Source organism: Pseudochrobactrum saccharolyticum, from assembly GCF_008801715.1.
Classification (GTDB): domain Bacteria; phylum Pseudomonadota; class Alphaproteobacteria; order Rhizobiales; family Rhizobiaceae; genus Pseudochrobactrum; species Pseudochrobactrum saccharolyticum.
Window position 1 is genome coordinate 861,694 of sequence record NZ_VZPG01000001.1, and the last position, 15,666, is coordinate 877,359.

Sequence of the window (15,666 nt, forward strand, 5' to 3'; positions counted from 1 at the left end):
TTTACGCTCCGAACTGAAAGGCCTGAGCGCCGACAAGACGGCCGCGCAGCCATGCAGAGGTCTGATCCACCGCAATGATTGTAACGAGCAGCAGAAACACAATCGCCAGTGTTTTTGCCTGATGGCCATGACCGATTGACAGGCGCAATGCCTCACCGATACCGCCGCCGCCAACCGCACCGATAATGGTGGATGCACGGACATTGATCTCGAAACGCAGGAAAGCATAGGACATGAAGTTCGGCATGACTTGCGGCACAATGCCGAAGCCGACACGCTCAAACCAGTTGGCACCGACTGCACGCAGACCTTCCTCGGCCTTCATATCGGCATTCTCAACCACTTCGAAAAACAGCTTACCCAGCGCGCCGATCGTATGAATACCAACAGCAAAAATCGCAGGAATTGGCCCCAGCGAGAGAATGGCGGCAAAGAAACCGGCAATCACAATTTCAGGAAAAGCACGCAGAATTTCCATGTAGCGGCGCACGAAGAAACGCAGTGCACGACTGGTTGTCAGGTTTTTAGCCGCAAGGAAGCACAGTATGAAACCAAAGAAAAAACCGATCAAAGTTGCCATCATGGCAATATTGAGCGTCTCCAGCATCTTGTAGAAATATTCAGGAATATAAAAACTGCTGCCGAACAGATAGACGCGGCCTGCCTCATAATCATATTTCTGGCTACCGTCGAAATAAGGTGACGGCAGATCAAACAAAGCCCGCCAGACTTCCCAGCCGTCACGCGGCACCATATCGCCTACGAAGTCGAAGAAATGCGGCAGACGCTCCCAGAATTTACCGGCATTGCTTTCATTGGCAAACCACAAGGATGCGGAAAGCGCCAAAAACAAACCACCGATAATCAGCAGCGTATAGGTACGACGTCGTGAGGACAGCTCCCGCCAGTGCTGCTCAACCAAAGCGGCTTCACCGGACAGGGATGGCTTAGAAACAGAATGGGTCATCAGGCCCGCCTAAAAAAGAATAAAAAAATGCGGCCAGCATCATTCTTTGACACTGGCCGCAACTTAATCTTACTGACCGATCTGCGACTTACGTGCGTCGATAACCGGCTGGTAGAAATCTTTGTTCACTTCGATATAGGACTTGAAATCGCCGCCCATTGTGGAAGCAAAGCACTCCGGATCAGTCTTTGGCAGATCCATCATATAGGTTTTGAATTTGGATTTCAGATCAGCATCAATGGCTGTGCGGATAACGATCGGGCCGTTCGGGATCAGCGGGGATTTCCAGACTTCTGTGAAGTCTTTCATGTCGATCAGGCCTTTGTCGACCATCTTGCGCAGGTTACCGGATGTGTAACCTTCATCGAAGTTGCCAACGCCGGAACCGAAAGTTGTACCGGCATCAAACTTGCCGTCTTTTACAGCCAGAACCAGATTTTCATGGCCGCCGCCGAAACCGGTTTCGCTGAAATAATCTTTAACTGTCGCGCCATCGAGGTCTTTTGGCAGCGAAGTTACCGGAATGAGATAGCCGGAGGTTGAATCCGGATCAGCAAAACCAAGCTTCTTGCCTTTCATATCAGCAACAGTCTTGATGCCGCTGTCTTTACGGGCAACCATGATCGAATAATAACCGGTCGAACCATCGGTCTGTTCAGTGGTCAGGATCGGCTCAACCGCATCTTCTTTGGTCAGATAGATTTTGGCATAGCCGGAAGCGCCAAGTTCTGCATAATCCAGTGTGCCGCCGAGCAGACCCTGAATAACACCGTCATAGTCGGCAGCAGGAAACAGTTTAACTTCCTTAACGCCGATTGCCTTTGGCAGCTGGTCAATAATGCACTGGTAATTGCGCAGACGGTCAGCTTCGTTTTCGCCGCCGATAATACCAACGCGGAACACTTCAGGCTTATCTGCCTGCGCTGCGGTTGCGGTTGCCACTGCGGACAGCGCAACGGCGCCGAGCAAAAGCTTCTTGAAGGTCATGAACCATTCTCCTGTTAAACGATTATCGTTTGGTTTTGGATGAGTGTTACTGTGCGTCTGCAACGAGCTTTGCGACCTGTCGTGCCACTTGCGGGCTGACCGGAGCTTCCGGTGCAGGCTGTTCCAGAGCTGTTGAAGTCACGGCTTCCGAGAAGCTTTCATCGTCAGCTTCAGCACCATAAATGCGGCGGGCTGCGGCCTGTGTCAGATCAGCAGGTGTTCCGTCGAACACAACGCGCCCGCCCTGCATACCGATGATCCGGTCGCAATAGGTGCGTGCTGTATCCAGCGTATGAAGATTAGTGATAACTGTCAGGCCCTCGCGCTGATTAATATCGCGCAATGCGCTCATCACGACCTGCGCATTGCGCGGATCAAGCGAGGCAATCGGCTCATCGGCGAGGATAACTTTCGGGCTCTGCATCAGCGCACGGGCAATAGCCACGCGCTGCTGCTGGCCACCGGACAATGTTCCGGCTGGCTGCAAGGCGGTTTTAACAATATCCAGACGCTCAATATTGGCGATAGCCTGCGCACGTTCCTCGCGGGAGAAAATGCCCATCAGGCTTTTGACTGTGGAACGCTGATTAAGACGCCCAAGCAGCACATTGGTCAGCACATCAAGACGTGGCACCAGATTGAACTGCTGGAAAATCATTGCGCAATCACTGCGCCAGCGGCGCAGCTCAGAACCGCGCAGACGCGACACGTCCTGATCTTTAAAAACAATAGAACCATCCGATGTATCAATCAGACGATTAATCATTCGCAACAAAGTGGATTTACCGGCACCGGATGCGCCAATGATCCCCACCATCTGGCCCTGCGGAATTTCCAGATTAACATCTGCAACCGCAGTATTGCCGCCAAAACGACGGGTTACATTTTCAAGCTTCAGCATCAGCGCCCTCTATCAATTTCCCTGCGAAATTAGGCGCGTGATATGAAATGAAAATGTAAGTTAGATTACACTTCCATGAAAGTTCTGAATCAGATTTTTGACAAAAAAGCCGCCGGAAATTCCGGCGGCTCTGTTCTGCTATTGAATTCAGCAGTTTGGCTATCAGCCGCCGTGCTTTTCAAGAAAAGCTTCAATTTCAAGCTTGCGGAAATCATCCAGTGCATCACGCAGGCGCTGATGATCCCAGTCCCACCATGCCAGAGCTTCCAGACGCTCAACAATCGCATCGGAAAAACGCTGACGAATGAGTTTGGCAGGCACGCCGCCGACAATCGTATAAGGCGCCACATCTTTGGACACCACAGCACCAGAGCCGATGACCGCACCATTACCGATTTTAACACCAGGCAGAACGGTTACACCATGCCCCAGCCATGTATCATGACCAATGGTCACTTCATGGGCGCGGCGCCATTCAAAGAAATCCGCCTCCTGCTCGGCATCCGGCCAGTAATCATTGGCGCGATAGGTGAAGTGATGCAGTGTTGCGCGCCACATCGGGTGATTGGTGGCATTGATACGCACCGAAGCGGCAATATTCGCAAATTTACCTATTTTTGCGCACCAGACCATGCCGTCTCGCTCAATATAGGAATAGTCGCCCATTTCCGTTTCAGAAATACGACAACGGGTACCAATCTCCGTATAGCGACCGAATGTGCTGTCGGAAATTTCCGTATCTGGATGGATAAACGGCTGTTCTGACAATCTGGTCATGCATCTGCTCCCTGACGCACATAACCCGGAGCAAATTCCGTCACGTCGATGATGCGGTCGGCCACAGCCTCACGCACATCTTCATCATGGAAAATGCCGAGCATCGCCACGCCTTCTGTTTTTTTGCGACGGATCAGTTCCATAACAACTTCACGGTTTTTGGCATCGAGCGAAGCGGTCGGCTCATCAAGCAACAACACCGGATGATCGGTGATGAATCCACGGGCAATATTCACACGCTGCTGCTCACCACCGGAGAACGTGGCTGGCGGCAGATCCCACAGGCGCTGCGGCAGATTGAGCATGGCCAGCAATTCACGCGCTTTGTCCTGTGCCTGCTCACGGTCAACACCACGGGCAAACAACGGATCAGCCACCACATTCAGTGCGCTGACACGCGGCACAGTGCGCAAAAACTGGCTGACATAACCAATCGTATCGCGGCGCACAGCCATAACCGTGCGCGGGTCCGCCGAGGCAATATCAATCTGCTTACCGTGATGGCGCAGAATGATCTGGCCTTCGTCCACGGCATAATTGCCATAGACCATTTTCAGGATCGAGCTTTTACCGGCACCGGACGGGCCGCCAAGCACGGCACATTCACCGGCTTTCAGAGCAAAGAAAACATTATTCACCACCGGCAATTTAATGCCGCCCTGCAAATGCATGGTGAAGCTCTTTGCCACTTCCGAAACAATAAGGGGCATAGTCATGATTAAACCTGCAAAATCGAGGAAACGAGCAGCTGCGTATAAGGCGCCTGTGGATCATCCAGCACGCGATCAGTCAGACCGGCTTCGATGATATGACCATCTTTCATCACCATCATGCGGTGCGACAACAAACGCGCCACAGCCAGATCGTGGGTCACAACAATCGCAGCCAGACCGAGATCGGCCACCAGACCGCGCAACAGATCGAGCAAACGTGCCTGCACGGATACGTCCAGACCACCGGTCGGCTCATCCATGAAAATCAGACGCGGTGCAGTCACCAGATTGCGGGCGATCTGCAAACGCTGACGCATACCGCCGGAGAATGCACGCGGCTGATCATCAATGCGGTCTGCAGAGATTTCCACACGACCAAGCCAGTCGGTCGCGGTTTCACGGATTTTACCGTAATGACGGTCACCGACAGCCATCAGACGCTCGCCGACATTGGCACCGGCGGAGACGGTCATACGCAAACCGTCAGAAGGGTTCTGGTGCACAAAGCCCCAATCGGTGCGCATCAAAAAGCGGCGTTCGGCCTCACTCATCCGGTACAGATCACGGAACTGGCCGTCACGCATCCGGTATTCCACAGCGCCGACTGAAGGCTGCAAGCGTGTGGCAAGACAGTTGAGCAGTGTCGTCTTACCGGAGCCGCTCTCGCCGACGATGGCCAACACTTCACCCGGATAAAGCTCAAAGGAAACATTGCTGCAACCAAGACGATTGCCATAGAACTTCGACAATCCGTTTACACGCAGCAAAGGCGTATCATGATTTATATCGCTCATTGGGCTGCCTCCAGAGCTGAGGACACTTGTCCGATATCTTTGTTATTTGCAGACAAGTGTCCGACATGGCCATCGGCCTGTCGTGTTTCGCAATAATCGGTGTCGGAGCAGACAAACATGCTGCCGCCCTTGTCATCCAACACCACTTCGTCGAGATAGACGCCCTTGGCACCGCACATGGCGCAAGGCTGGGCAAATTTCTGCACCTCAAACGGATGATCTTCGAAATCGAGGCTCACCACTTTGGTATAAGGTGGCAGAGCGTAAATACGCTTCTCACGTCCTGCACCAAACAGCTGCAAAGCCGGTGACATATGCATTTTCGGATTGTCGAATTTCGGTGTCGGTGAAGGGTCCATCACATACCGGTCTTCGACTTTCACCGGATAGGCATAGGTCGTGGCGATATGGCCGTGGCGGGCAATATCCTCATAGAGTTTGACATGCATCAGGCCGTATTCTTCCAGCGCATGCATTTTGCGGGTTTCGGTCTCGCGTGGTTCCAGAAAGCGCAGCGGCTCAGGGATCGGCACCTGATAAACGAGGATCTGGCCTTCTTTGAGCGGTGCTTCCGGAATACGGTGACGGGTCTGGATGATGGTTGCATCTTCCGTGCGGGTCGTCACTTTAACCTGTGCCGTCTTTTCAAAGAATGCACGGATCGACACGGCATTGGTGGTATCATCCGCGCCCTGATCGATCACTTTCAGCGTATCGTCAGCGCCCAAAACCGCAGCGGTCACCTGCACACCACCGGTACCCCAGCCATAAGGCATCGGCATTTCGCGGCTTGCAAAAGGCACCTGATAACCTGGCACCGCAATGGCTTTAAGCAATGCACGGCGGATCATCCGCTTGGTCTGCTCATCAAGATAAGCAAAATTATACTGCATCAGAACGCTCATTCTGCGGCTTCCTTCTGTGCTTCTTTCTGGGCATCATTGGCAGCATTGTGGCTGGCATATTCGGCACGCATACGGCGGATAAGGTCAAGCTCAGCCTGAAAATCCACATAATGCGGCAGTTTGAGATGCTCGACAAAACCGGTCGACTGCACATTGTCGGAATGGGAAATCACAAATTCCTCATCCTGTGCCGGCGCGGTAATGTCTTCTTCAAATTCTGCGGTGCGCAGTGCACGGTCACAGAGTGACATCGACATCGCCTTGCGCTCGCTCTGACCGAAAACCAGACCATAACCACGGGTGAATTGCGGCGGGCGGGTTGCAGAACCGGCAAACTGGTTGACCATCTGACATTCGGTGACCTGTATGCTGCCCAGCGATACCAGACCGCCGAGTTCCGGCACATCCAGTTCAACTTCAACTTCACCGATGCGGATTTCACCAACAAACGGATGGGTACGGCCATAACCGCGCTGTGTGGAATAGCCCAGCGCCAGCAGGAAGCCTTCATCGCCACGTGCCAAAGCCTGCAAACGCAGATCGCGTTCCATCGGGAATGTCCACGGTTCGCGAGTCAGATCGCCCGGCACATGACCTTCCGGCATTTCGCCATCCGGCTCGATCATACCATTGGCACCGAGAATATCAGTCACGCGCGGCATAGCTTCATTAACAACTTCATCATCGCGCTGCACACCTTGTGCCACCGGATGATCGCCAGCCATTTCAGGATCAAGCAGGCGGTGGGTGTAATCGAAGGTCGGCCCCAGAAGCTGGCCGCCCGGCAGATCTTTAAAGGTTGCAGAAATGCGGCGCTCTGCCAGCATCTGCGCTGTGTCCAGCGGCTCGGAATAACCAAAGCGCGGCAAGGTTGTGCGATAGGCACGCACCAGAAAAATCGCCTCGATCAGATCACCGCGCGATTGGCGGATTGCCAGCGCTGCCAGTTCACGGTCATAAAGCGCACCCTCGGCCATAGCACGATCAACGGCCAGACCCAGCTGCTCCACGATCTGCTCCAGCTGCAAAGCCGGAACTGAGCGGTCACCACGGCGGCGGTCACCCAGCAACTGATGTGCATTCTGAATAGCGGCTTCACCGCCTTTAACTGCAACATACATGGTTCAATTTCCGTTTTTTATGAGTTTGGTACTGCGCGGCAGTGCGGCAACAGTTTTTGGCGCTGCAAAAACCAGATCCACACCACGCGGGAACAAGGCCGTATTGGCCGCCCATTGTTCATTGAAACGTACCGGCAAAGCACTTGGTGCAAATTCACGGACATGCTCAATGCCAGGCCCCTGAAGCTGCAAAGTCTGCGCACCTGCAAAGCCCTCGATCGCCATAACGATAGTGGCTGAGCGATCCGGATATTCTGATGTGCCTTTGGCGAAAACATCCAGTGGCGGCATCTGAGTAACATCGCTGACCAGCGCAAAATTCGCCTCACCAATTTCAGACACCAGCTCAAAGCCAGTCTGAAATGCGAGCCATTCACGCACAGCGCTGCTTGCAGCCAGATGACTGTCGAGCCAGACCTTGGTGTCATGGTCAAACAATGCCTGCGCAATGGCACCGAGCTCCGGCGTCAGCGGCAATGGCGGTTGCGTCTCCGCCGTCAGCGGCTGGATGGTGCCCGGATTGGCCAGCGCATCCATCAATGCACGAAAGCAGGTCTGCGCATCATAAACGGCGTCAGTGAAACCACCTTCAAAAGCCTGATTATTAAAAGCCATTAGTCGTCTCCCCGAACCATGGTGAAGAAGTCCACTTTCGTTGCCGCGGCTTCACGGCGACGCTGGGTGCTACGAACATCAAGACGCTGTGCAATTTTCTGCAACAGATCACGCTCAACAGCCTCACGGCTCTGCGGTGCCTGCCACAAAGCATCGGCAATCGCTGCCAGACGCGCTTTTTCATGATCGCGTCCCAGCGCATAGGAGTGACCGACCAAACCTTCCGAGGAAGTACCGGACGACACACGCACAGTCGCACGGGTCACTGTCGTTTCGCCCAGATTGAACGGTGCTCCGCCACCGCCGATACGGCCGCGCACCATCACCAGTCCGGTTTCAGGGCCGCGCAGCACATCAACCTGTGGCTGCTCTGCCTGATTACTCCAGAAGGAAGCCAGCTCCTTCAATTCCGCCTTTGCCAGCAAAGCGGCAACTTTGCGCCGTTCGCCTTGCAGCTTTTCGGGTAAATTCTCGGTTTTATTCTTCATTTGACACACCGCTCTAAATTGTCTATTTATCTATACAACTAGACATTAATTATTGTCTTAAACGCTCTTAGTGACAAGCGCATGACAATCAGCGGGGCTGCGGCAAATTAAATGGCAGAGACAACAAAAATCGCCCGAAACAGCGGTGTGGCCGTCTGGCGGCAGATTGCCGATGAAATTCGCAGGGAAATTAAACACGGACATTTCAAGCGCGGTGAAAAGCTGCCGCCGGAAATGACACTGGCTGCCCGCTTCGGCGTCAACCGCCATACGGTGCGCAGTGCCATTGCGGCTTTGACACAGGAAGGCGTGTTACGGGCTGAGCAAGGGCGCGGTACATTTATCGCCAATGCCAAACGCCTGACCTATCCCATCAGCAAGCGCACCCGCATGTCCACCAGTCTGGCCGAACAGATCACGCAGCAGGAACGCGTCATCCTCTCGCACAGGATTGAAAAGCCCTCAGCCGAGGTCGCCCATGCTTTGCAGCTTAGTGATGAAAATGCGCAGGTGCATTATTTTGAAACCCTGTCCATTGCTGATGGTCAGCCGGTTTCCATGTCCGATAGCTGGTTTGACCAACAGCGTTTTCCGCAATTTGATGAATTTTACAAGGCCAGCGGCTCAGTCACAAAAGCACTGAAGCAATCGGGCGTTGAGGATTATTTCCGCAAATCCACACTGATTTCCGCACAGCACGCCAACGGACAGGATCTGCTGCACCTGAAACTCACACCGGGGGCGATTGTGCTCACGGCGCAGTCGGTCAATGTCGATACCAATGGCGTGCCGGTGGAATATTCAGCAACACGCTTTGCGGCTGACCGCATGGAATTTTCTATCGAGAGCATGTCGCTCAATGAAGAATAAAAACTATTGCCTGCATTAAGTTTCTGTCGTTAGCTGCGGCCTGTTCATAATTCCAGCCACAGGATCAGCAGCATGGCATTTTATCTCGGTCTTGACCTCGGCACGTCCGGCCTCAAAGCACTGCTGATTGATGAAGAGCAGAAAATTATCGCTTCTGCCCATGCAGAGCTCCATGTCTCCCGCCCGCATCAAAGCTGGTCAGAACAACAGCCGCAAGACTGGATAAAAGCCGCAGAAGCAGCAATCACCCGGCTAAAAGCGGAACATGGCACTGCGCTTTCGAATGTGCGTGGTATCGGCCTTTCCGGTCAGATGCATGGCGCGGTTCTGCTGGATGAGCAGGATCAAGTGTTGCGCCCCGCCATTCTCTGGAATGATACACGCAGCCATACCCAAGCTGCGCAACTGGATTCTGATCCGCAATTCCGCGCGCTCACCGGCAATATTGTCTTTCCGGGCTTTACCGCACCGAAATTGCTTTGGGTGAAGGACAATGAACCGGAGATTTTCGCCCGCATAAAAAAGATCCTGCTACCGAAAGATTATCTGCGTCTGTGGCTGACCGGCGAGCATGTCAGTGAAATGTCCGATGCTTCCGGCACATCATGGCTCGATGTGGCACAACGCAAATGGTCGGCTGACCTGCTGGCAGCAACAGAGCTTGATGAAAGCCAGATGCCGCGCCTTGTAGAAGGCACAGATGTCTCCGGCACATTGCGCGCAGAGCTGTGCCAGCAATGGGGCATGGCATCGAATGTAGCAGTTGCCGGTGGTGCCGGAGATAATGCGGCATCGGCCTGTGGTATCGGCACAGTGAAAGCCGGACAGGCCTTTGCCTCGCTCGGCACATCCGGTGTGTTATTTGCCGCCAATGACAGTTTTCTGCCGCGTCCTGATAGTGCCGTTCATGCCTTCTGCCATGCTCTGCCGCAGACATGGCACCAGATGGGCGTTATCCTCTCCGCGACCGATGCCCTGAACTGGTACAGCACCATCACCGGCCATGAAGCTGCGGCGCTGACGCAGGAGCTCGGCGATGATCTGCTGGCACCGTCAGGAGTAACTTTCCTGCCTTATCTTTCCGGCGAGCGCACCCCGCATAATGACAGCCTGATCCGCGGTAGTTTCACAGGGCTAAGCCATAGCGACAATCGTGTGGCACTCACTCAAGCCGTGCTTGAAGGCGTGGCTTTCGCCTTCCGCGACAATCTGGAAGCTCTGGCAAAAGCCGGTACACAGCTTGAAAGTGTCATGGCTATCGGCGGCGGCTCACGCTCGGCCTATTGGCTAAAAGCACTGGCAACCGCACTGAATATGCCGGTTCACTTGCCTGCCGATGGTGATTTCGGCGCGGCTTTCGGGGCAGCACGGCTTGGACTGATTGCGGCGGAAAAGGCCGATGCGCTGGCTATTTGCACCGCTCCGCAGATTATCAAAACCATTGAGCCGGATCAAAAACTTCATGCGGCTTATGAGGCAGCCTATCAACGCTATACCGCGCTTTATCAGGCATTAAAGCCGTAAAGCCTCAAAAGCGAGTTTCGGCACGGCATCAACCAGTTGCCGTGTCGGCTCGGTCAGCGGGTTTTGCAGCACTGTATCCGGCACACCCTGTTCAACAATCTCGCCCTCATGCAACACCAGCATCCGGTCACAGAAAGCCCGTACCAGTGCCAGATCATGCGATATAAACAGATAGGCAATGCCATTTTCGCGCTGTAAATCGGCCAGAAGATTAAGAATTTTCGCACGCACAGATACGTCCAAAGCCGATACCGGCTCATCCAGCACGATCAGATCAGGTTTGCACAAAATGGCACGGGCAATGGCCACACGCTGGCGCTGGCCGCCAGAGAGTTCGCGCGGGTAGCGGTCAGCCATATCCGCTGTCAGACCAACCCGTTGCAAGACTTCAGCAATTTGCTGGTTCGTATGCTGCTGACTACCATGCAAAACCAGCGGCACCTGCAAAATCCGGCTGATCGTATGGCGCGGGTTGAAAGCCGCTAAAGGGTCCTGAAACACCATCTGGAATTGAGCCCGTTTTTCCCGCAGCGCACTGCCCTGAAGGGCTGTAATATCAGTGCCGTTGAGGATGATCTTACCACTGTCCGGCTCGTTCAACCGCATAATCAATCGCGCCAAAGTGCTTTTACCAGAGCCGGAACGCCCGACCAGCGCCAGTGTCTCACCGGCATGAAGCGTGAGATTGATATTTTTCAAACCTTTTGAAGGGTCTTTGCCAAAGGCCTTGTTAAGACCGGCAATCTGCAAAACCTCGCTCATAGCGCACCGTCAATCTCAGGCAGACGCGGCTGCTTTTCCCAGTCCAGTCCGATATGGGTTGCCAGCAAAGCTTTGGTATAATCATGCTGCGGTGCGGTGATCACCTGTTCAGCCGTGCCGATTTCCACCAGCTCCCCGCGATAAAGCATCGCAATTCTATCGGCCAGTTGTGAGGCCAACGCGATATCATGGGTCACAAACAGCATTGTCAGTCCTTGCGCGCGCACCAGACCATCCAGCAATTGCGCCACATGATTTTGCACCACCGTGTCCAGCGCACTGGTCGGCTCGTCTGCGATCAGCAATTGCGGCTGTGCAGCCAAAGCTGCAGCAATGGCAATACGCTGTTTCTGCCCGCCTGAGAACTCATGCGGGTAGCTGCGTATGCGCTGCTGACTGTCCGCAATCTGCACCTGCTGCATCAGTTCTGCCGCTCTTAGACGTGCTTCAGTCCACGAGATTTTAAGATGCGTGACGATCACTTCCGCAATCTGGTCTCCCACCCGCATCATCGGATCGAGCGAGCCGTCAGGATCCTGAAACACCACGCCGATATCGCGACCGGCACGCGGCTCATGCGCTAAAGCCGGAAAGCGGATTGTACCGCCAAGTGTTGCTATGGCAGGCAAGAGACCGGCAATCGCCATAGCCAATGTGGTTTTGCCGGAACCGCTCTCACCAATCAGCGCCAGTCTTTCACCTTGCTTTAGCTCAAAACTAACAGGGTGCAGCACAGTTTGCACACCATAGCGAACCGTCAAATCCTGTACAGCAAGAAAGACATCAGACATTGCTACGCTCCCTCTCTGATGATGGGCGACGCGTCAGCGCCTGTCCGGTGAGATGCACGGCAAGAACGGTGACCACCAAGGCCAGCCCCGGAATGATGGAAAGATAAGGAGCAGAGCGCAGCACGCTGCGTCCTTCGGCAATCATAGTGCCCCATGTCACGCTGTTCGGATCGCCAAAGCCTAAGAAGGCCAGTGAGGCTTCAATCAGAATAGCCGCCGCGACCGAAACGGCTGCCAGCGATGTCGCGGGTCCAAAAGCATTGGGCAGGATTTCCCGAAAGGCAATAGAGAACGGCCCCTGCCCCAGCGTGCGGGCAGCGGCGACGAAATCGCGCTCACGTAAGGACAGCACTTCAGCCCGTGTCACCCGCGCAGCCTGCGTCCAGCTGCCAATGCTGATTGCAATAATCAATGTCGGAATGCTCGGCCCCAGCACATTGATCATCGCCAGCGCCAGCAAAAAGCCCGGCACAGTCTGAAACGCCTCAGTGATCCGCATCAAAACATTATCGGCAAAACCGCCGAGAAAACCAGCCAATGCGCCGATCAGACTACCGGCAATCAGCGCAGCGGCTGCGGAACTCAGCGCCACCAGCAGAGTCGTCCGTGCACCATGAAACAGTCCCGCCAGCACATCGCGCCCCAGCCGGTCTGTACCGAGCCAATGAGCGGTATTAGTGAATGGCCGGATCAGCGGTTCTCCGGCAATCGCCAGCGGATCACCGGCAAACAGTAACGGTGCAGACAGCGCCATCAGCCCTAAAAGCATAAGAAGACCAATACCGGCTTTACCTTGTCTGTCCAAAGTCTGAAAAAACGTCATTGGCGCTGGCTCCGCACCCGCGGATCAAGCCGCGCATAGGCCAGATCAACCAGCAGATTGGCAATGATCACTGCAAAAGCACCAAACAAAATAACACCAAGCAGCAAGGCCGTATCACGTTTGGCAACGGCCTCTGCCGCGAGACGTCCGAAACCCGGAATAGCAAAGACACTCTCAATCACCACACTGCCGCCAAGCATCACACCGGCTTGCAGGCCTAACATTGTCACCACCGGTAAAACCGCATTACGGGCAATGTGCCGCCAGATGATGCGGCGCGAAGAAATACCGCGGGCTTTAAGCGCCTGCACAAACATTTCCTGATGCAGATCGGCCATGCGATCCCGCATCAGCCGCAGATAGAGCGTGAGATAGACACTGGAAAGTGCCGCAACCGGCAAGATCAAATGGCGACTGATATCTGCCGTTCTGGCCAGTCCTGTTTTGCCGGACGCAATGGTTTCCAGCCCGCCGATTGGCAGCCAGCGCAATGTTACGCCGAAGATCACGATCAGCACCAAGCCCAGCCAGAAACCCGGCACGGCATAAAGCGCCAGTGAGGTCAGCGATAACAACCGGTCACGTTTGGAATGCGGTTTGGCACCGGCCACGATGCCAAGCAGAGAACCTGCAAAGAATGCCAGAAATGTCGATACGCCCATCAGCAATAATGTTGCCGGAAGCCGCTCCAGAATAACATCAAGCACCGGACGCTGAAAGGCCGAAGACCAGCCAAAATCGCCGGAGAACAGCGCCATGACATAGGCAAAGCACCGCTGCAACGGCCCCTGATCTAATCCCCATGACTGGCGCAAAGCTTCAAGCTGCTGCGCATCCGCCCCGCCCATCTGCGCCACATAAGCATCCACAGCATCGCCGGGAGCAGCCTCCAGAATAAGGAAGCTACCCACCAGAACAATACCCAGAACCGGAAGGATACTGGCAAGACGACGGAGGAGAAACGGCACTGATATTTACTCTTGCAAACCGGTATTCGCCCAGCCGGAAACCGCCCAGCGCGGATTATCCGAGACATTCTGCACGCGTTCGCTGGCAACCGTAATGAACGAGAAATCCGCGACATTGATCAGCGGCAGGTCTTCTGCCACCAGACGTTGCAAATCCTGATAGATACCTGCACGCGCCTTATCATCAAGCGTCACCGCACCTTTAGCGATCAGTGCATCGACCGCATCATTCTTATAGCCATATTGATTGGTAAATGGCGCACCGGCAGGCAAGCCGCTCTGGAACAGCACTGTCGTCGAGATTGCCGGATCGGAGCGATAAACCGGCGTAGCCACGGCAATATCAAAATCATGATCGGTATAGACCGCTTTGAGATGCGCCGGTGAATCATTGGCGACAATCACTGCATCAATGCCGATTTTCACTAAAGCCTGACGCAGATAATCGCCGAATTGCTTGGTTTCATTGAAGAATGGTGCAGGCAGCAGCTTCAGCTTAAAGCGGAAACCGTCAGCGCCTTTTTTATAACCAGCTTCATCCAGCAGGCTTTCAGCCTTGGCAATATCAAAAGCATATTGCTGCGTATCCGGCGCATAGAAGACCTTGTCAAAAGCCGGTACTGGCCCTGTCGCTGGCTTGGCATAACCAAGGAAAATCGTCTTGACCACAAAATCCTTATCAATCGCATGGGCGATAGCTTGGCGCACTTTCAGGTCAGCCAGTTCTTTGCGGCGATGATTAAGTTCCACACTGAGCTGATAGGTCAGTGCCTCATAACCATTGGCATAGACTTTCAGACCCGGCACTTTGGAAATTCGTTCCAGATCAGCCAGCGGCACCGCTGAGAAAGCAGCCAGCTGGATCTGATCTGCTTCCAAAGCATTACCCGCAGATGCACGATCCGGCAGCACCTGATAGACAATCTCATCCAGCGCAGGTGCTTGTTTGTCCCAATAATTTTCATTGCGCTTCAGCAGGTAATATTCACCCGGCTTATGGTCGCCATAGACGAATGGCCCCGTGCCCACCAGTTTTTCATTAGCAGGGTTTTTCGCAATCTCTGTGCCTTCATAAAGATGTTTCGGCAGCACTGAAGTCACCACCGGCAAGGCATTGCGGATCAGCTGAAACGGTGTCGGTTCGGAGAAGCGGAAGACAGCTGTATGCTCATCCGGTGTCTCAACGCTTTCCAGATTTTTGAAAACCGAGCGGCCGAGATTTTGCAGTTTCTTCCAGACTTCCAGCGCCGAAAAAGCCACATCGGCAGAGGTAAACGGCTTGCCGTCATGCCATGTCACGCCTTCGCGCAATTTGAACGTGGCCGACAACCCGTCTGCCGAGCCTTCCCAGCTGGTGGCCAGCAGCGGCTTCAAACCATCCGGATGCTGAGCATCAACATAAGACTGCTCGGCCAAAGTCTCGATAACCTTGCTCGCCACATAGAAAACGCCGTTTGAGGCGACAATTGCCGGATTAAGATTGGCCGGTTCGCTATCCGCGGCCACAACCAGACGACCACCGCGCACCGGCTCAACGGAGGCCTGTTTTTCAGCCGTTTGTGCGAAAGCAAAACGCGGCAGAACAGAAAGTGCTGCAAGACCGGCAGTTCCTGCCAACAGAGCACGTCGATTAAGCGTCAATCTTGTCATAATAACCTGT

Annotated in this window: 17 protein-coding genes; 2 read left to right on the forward strand and 15 right to left on the reverse strand. The window is 54.2% G+C overall.

The window, feature by feature from the left end:
• Position 1 precedes the first annotated feature (1 nt).
• The 10 genes from phnE to phnG form a co-directional block, all read right to left on the reverse strand.
• Positions 2-967, reverse strand: a complete 966-nt coding sequence (phnE, locus tag F7P81_RS03900; RefSeq protein WP_151158631.1) for a phosphonate ABC transporter, permease protein PhnE — start codon at positions 965-967, stop codon at positions 2-4.
• 69 nt (positions 968-1,036) lie between these two features.
• The gene (phnD, locus tag F7P81_RS03905) at positions 1,037-1,954 is read right to left on the reverse strand and encodes a phosphonate ABC transporter substrate-binding protein (RefSeq protein ID WP_151158632.1); all 918 of its coding nucleotides are present in this window, start codon (positions 1,952-1,954) and stop codon (positions 1,037-1,039) included.
• Between the two features lie 46 nt (positions 1,955-2,000).
• Entirely contained in the window at positions 2,001-2,855 is an 855-nt protein-coding gene (gene phnC / locus F7P81_RS03910; protein WP_022710282.1) for a phosphonate ABC transporter ATP-binding protein, read from the reverse strand.
• Positions 2,856-3,017: 162 nt separating this feature from the next.
• Entirely contained in the window at positions 3,018-3,632 is a 615-nt protein-coding gene (locus F7P81_RS03915) for an LbetaH domain-containing protein (RefSeq protein WP_022710283.1), read from the reverse strand.
• A complete protein-coding gene (gene phnL, locus F7P81_RS03920) occupies positions 3,629-4,348 on the reverse strand; it encodes a phosphonate C-P lyase system protein PhnL (RefSeq protein WP_075654161.1) in 720 nt (239 codons plus the stop codon). Before phnL ends, F7P81_RS03915 begins: the two co-directional genes overlap by 4 nt.
• A 2-nt stretch (positions 4,349-4,350) precedes the next feature.
• A complete protein-coding gene (phnK, locus tag F7P81_RS03925; protein ID WP_022710285.1) occupies positions 4,351-5,139 on the reverse strand; it encodes a phosphonate C-P lyase system protein PhnK in 789 nt (262 codons plus the stop codon).
• Positions 5,136-6,044 (reverse strand): alpha-D-ribose 1-methylphosphonate 5-phosphate C-P-lyase PhnJ, encoded by a 909-nt coding sequence (locus F7P81_RS03930; protein WP_151158633.1) that lies wholly within the window; start codon positions 6,042-6,044, stop codon positions 5,136-5,138. The genes phnK and F7P81_RS03930 overlap by 4 nt, the downstream gene beginning before the upstream one ends.
• A complete protein-coding gene (locus F7P81_RS03935) occupies positions 6,041-7,165 on the reverse strand; it encodes a carbon-phosphorus lyase complex subunit (RefSeq protein ID WP_022710287.1) in 1,125 nt (374 codons plus the stop codon). Before F7P81_RS03935 ends, F7P81_RS03930 begins: the two co-directional genes overlap by 4 nt.
• A gap of 3 nt (positions 7,166-7,168) precedes the next feature.
• Positions 7,169-7,780, reverse strand: coding sequence for a phosphonate C-P lyase system protein PhnH (gene phnH, locus F7P81_RS03940; RefSeq protein WP_151158634.1), 612 nt, complete (start codon positions 7,778-7,780; stop codon positions 7,169-7,171).
• Positions 7,780-8,268, reverse strand: coding sequence for a phosphonate C-P lyase system protein PhnG (gene phnG, locus F7P81_RS03945; protein ID WP_151158635.1), 489 nt, complete (start codon positions 8,266-8,268; stop codon positions 7,780-7,782). The genes phnH and phnG overlap by 1 nt, the downstream gene beginning before the upstream one ends.
• A 111-nt stretch (positions 8,269-8,379) precedes the next feature.
• On the opposite strand from phnG, the gene phnF reads away from it, so the two are divergent.
• Positions 8,380-9,138, forward strand: coding sequence for a phosphonate metabolism transcriptional regulator PhnF (gene phnF / locus F7P81_RS03950; RefSeq protein WP_075654157.1), 759 nt, complete (start codon positions 8,380-8,382; stop codon positions 9,136-9,138).
• Between the two features lie 72 nt (positions 9,139-9,210).
• Positions 9,211-10,662, forward strand: coding sequence for a xylulokinase (gene xylB, locus F7P81_RS03955; protein WP_151158636.1), 1,452 nt, complete (start codon positions 9,211-9,213; stop codon positions 10,660-10,662).
• Here the strand turns inward: xylB and F7P81_RS03960 are convergent.
• From F7P81_RS03960 to F7P81_RS03980, 5 genes are read right to left on the reverse strand one after another with little or no spacing between them, the layout of a single operon-like run.
• Complete coding sequence (locus F7P81_RS03960; protein WP_151158637.1) at positions 10,651-11,424, reverse strand: ABC transporter ATP-binding protein; 774 nt, start codon at positions 11,422-11,424, stop codon at positions 10,651-10,653. The two genes, xylB and F7P81_RS03960, sit on opposite strands and share 12 nt — an antisense overlap.
• On the reverse strand, positions 11,421-12,215 hold the full coding sequence (locus tag F7P81_RS03965) for an ABC transporter ATP-binding protein (RefSeq protein WP_151158638.1): 795 nt from the start codon (positions 12,213-12,215) through the stop codon (positions 11,421-11,423). The genes F7P81_RS03960 and F7P81_RS03965 overlap by 4 nt, the downstream gene beginning before the upstream one ends.
• Positions 12,208-13,038: an ABC transporter permease gene (locus tag F7P81_RS03970; RefSeq protein WP_151158639.1), complete on the reverse strand. Its 831-nt coding sequence runs from the start codon at positions 13,036-13,038 to the stop codon at positions 12,208-12,210. The genes F7P81_RS03965 and F7P81_RS03970 overlap by 8 nt, the downstream gene beginning before the upstream one ends.
• Complete coding sequence (locus F7P81_RS03975; protein WP_151158640.1) at positions 13,035-14,012, reverse strand: ABC transporter permease; 978 nt, start codon at positions 14,010-14,012, stop codon at positions 13,035-13,037. The genes F7P81_RS03970 and F7P81_RS03975 overlap by 4 nt, the downstream gene beginning before the upstream one ends.
• Positions 14,013-15,656 (reverse strand): ABC transporter substrate-binding protein, encoded by a 1,644-nt coding sequence (locus F7P81_RS03980; RefSeq protein ID WP_151158641.1) that lies wholly within the window; start codon positions 15,654-15,656, stop codon positions 14,013-14,015. It abuts the gene before it with no gap.
• Positions 15,657-15,666: the final 10 nt, after the last annotated feature.

Excerpts from the sequence above, each read along its gene's own strand:
- F7P81_RS03970 (WP_151158639.1), bottom strand. The coding sequence starts at position 13,038 with ATGACGTTTTTTCAGACTTTGGACAGACAAGGTAAAGCCGGTATTGGT.
- phnL (WP_075654161.1), bottom strand. The coding sequence starts at position 4,348 with ATGACTATGCCCCTTATTGTTTCGGAAGTGGCAAAGAGCTTCACCATG.
- F7P81_RS03935 (WP_022710287.1), bottom strand. The coding sequence starts at position 7,165 with ATGTATGTTGCAGTTAAAGGCGGTGAAGCCGCTATTCAGAATGCACAT.
- phnF (WP_075654157.1), top strand. The coding sequence starts at position 8,380 with ATGGCAGAGACAACAAAAATCGCCCGAAACAGCGGTGTGGCCGTCTGG.
- phnG (WP_151158635.1), bottom strand. The coding sequence starts at position 8,268 with ATGAAGAATAAAACCGAGAATTTACCCGAAAAGCTGCAAGGCGAACGG.
- phnD (WP_151158632.1), bottom strand. The coding sequence starts at position 1,954 with ATGACCTTCAAGAAGCTTTTGCTCGGCGCCGTTGCGCTGTCCGCAGTG.
- F7P81_RS03915 (WP_022710283.1), bottom strand. The coding sequence starts at position 3,632 with ATGACCAGATTGTCAGAACAGCCGTTTATCCATCCAGATACGGAAATT.
- F7P81_RS03980 (WP_151158641.1), bottom strand. The coding sequence starts at position 15,656 with ATGACAAGATTGACGCTTAATCGACGTGCTCTGTTGGCAGGAACTGCC.
- phnH (WP_151158634.1), bottom strand. The coding sequence starts at position 7,780 with ATGGCTTTTAATAATCAGGCTTTTGAAGGTGGTTTCACTGACGCCGTT.
- F7P81_RS03930 (WP_151158633.1), bottom strand. The coding sequence starts at position 6,044 with ATGAGCGTTCTGATGCAGTATAATTTTGCTTATCTTGATGAGCAGACC.
- phnK (WP_022710285.1), bottom strand. The coding sequence starts at position 5,139 with ATGAGCGATATAAATCATGATACGCCTTTGCTGCGTGTAAACGGATTG.
- F7P81_RS03965 (WP_151158638.1), bottom strand. The coding sequence starts at position 12,215 with ATGTCTGATGTCTTTCTTGCTGTACAGGATTTGACGGTTCGCTATGGT.
- xylB (WP_151158636.1), top strand. The coding sequence starts at position 9,211 with ATGGCATTTTATCTCGGTCTTGACCTCGGCACGTCCGGCCTCAAAGCA.
- phnE (WP_151158631.1), bottom strand. The coding sequence starts at position 967 with ATGACCCATTCTGTTTCTAAGCCATCCCTGTCCGGTGAAGCCGCTTTG.
- phnC (WP_022710282.1), bottom strand. The coding sequence starts at position 2,855 with ATGCTGAAGCTTGAAAATGTAACCCGTCGTTTTGGCGGCAATACTGCG.
- F7P81_RS03960 (WP_151158637.1), bottom strand. The coding sequence starts at position 11,424 with ATGAGCGAGGTTTTGCAGATTGCCGGTCTTAACAAGGCCTTTGGCAAA.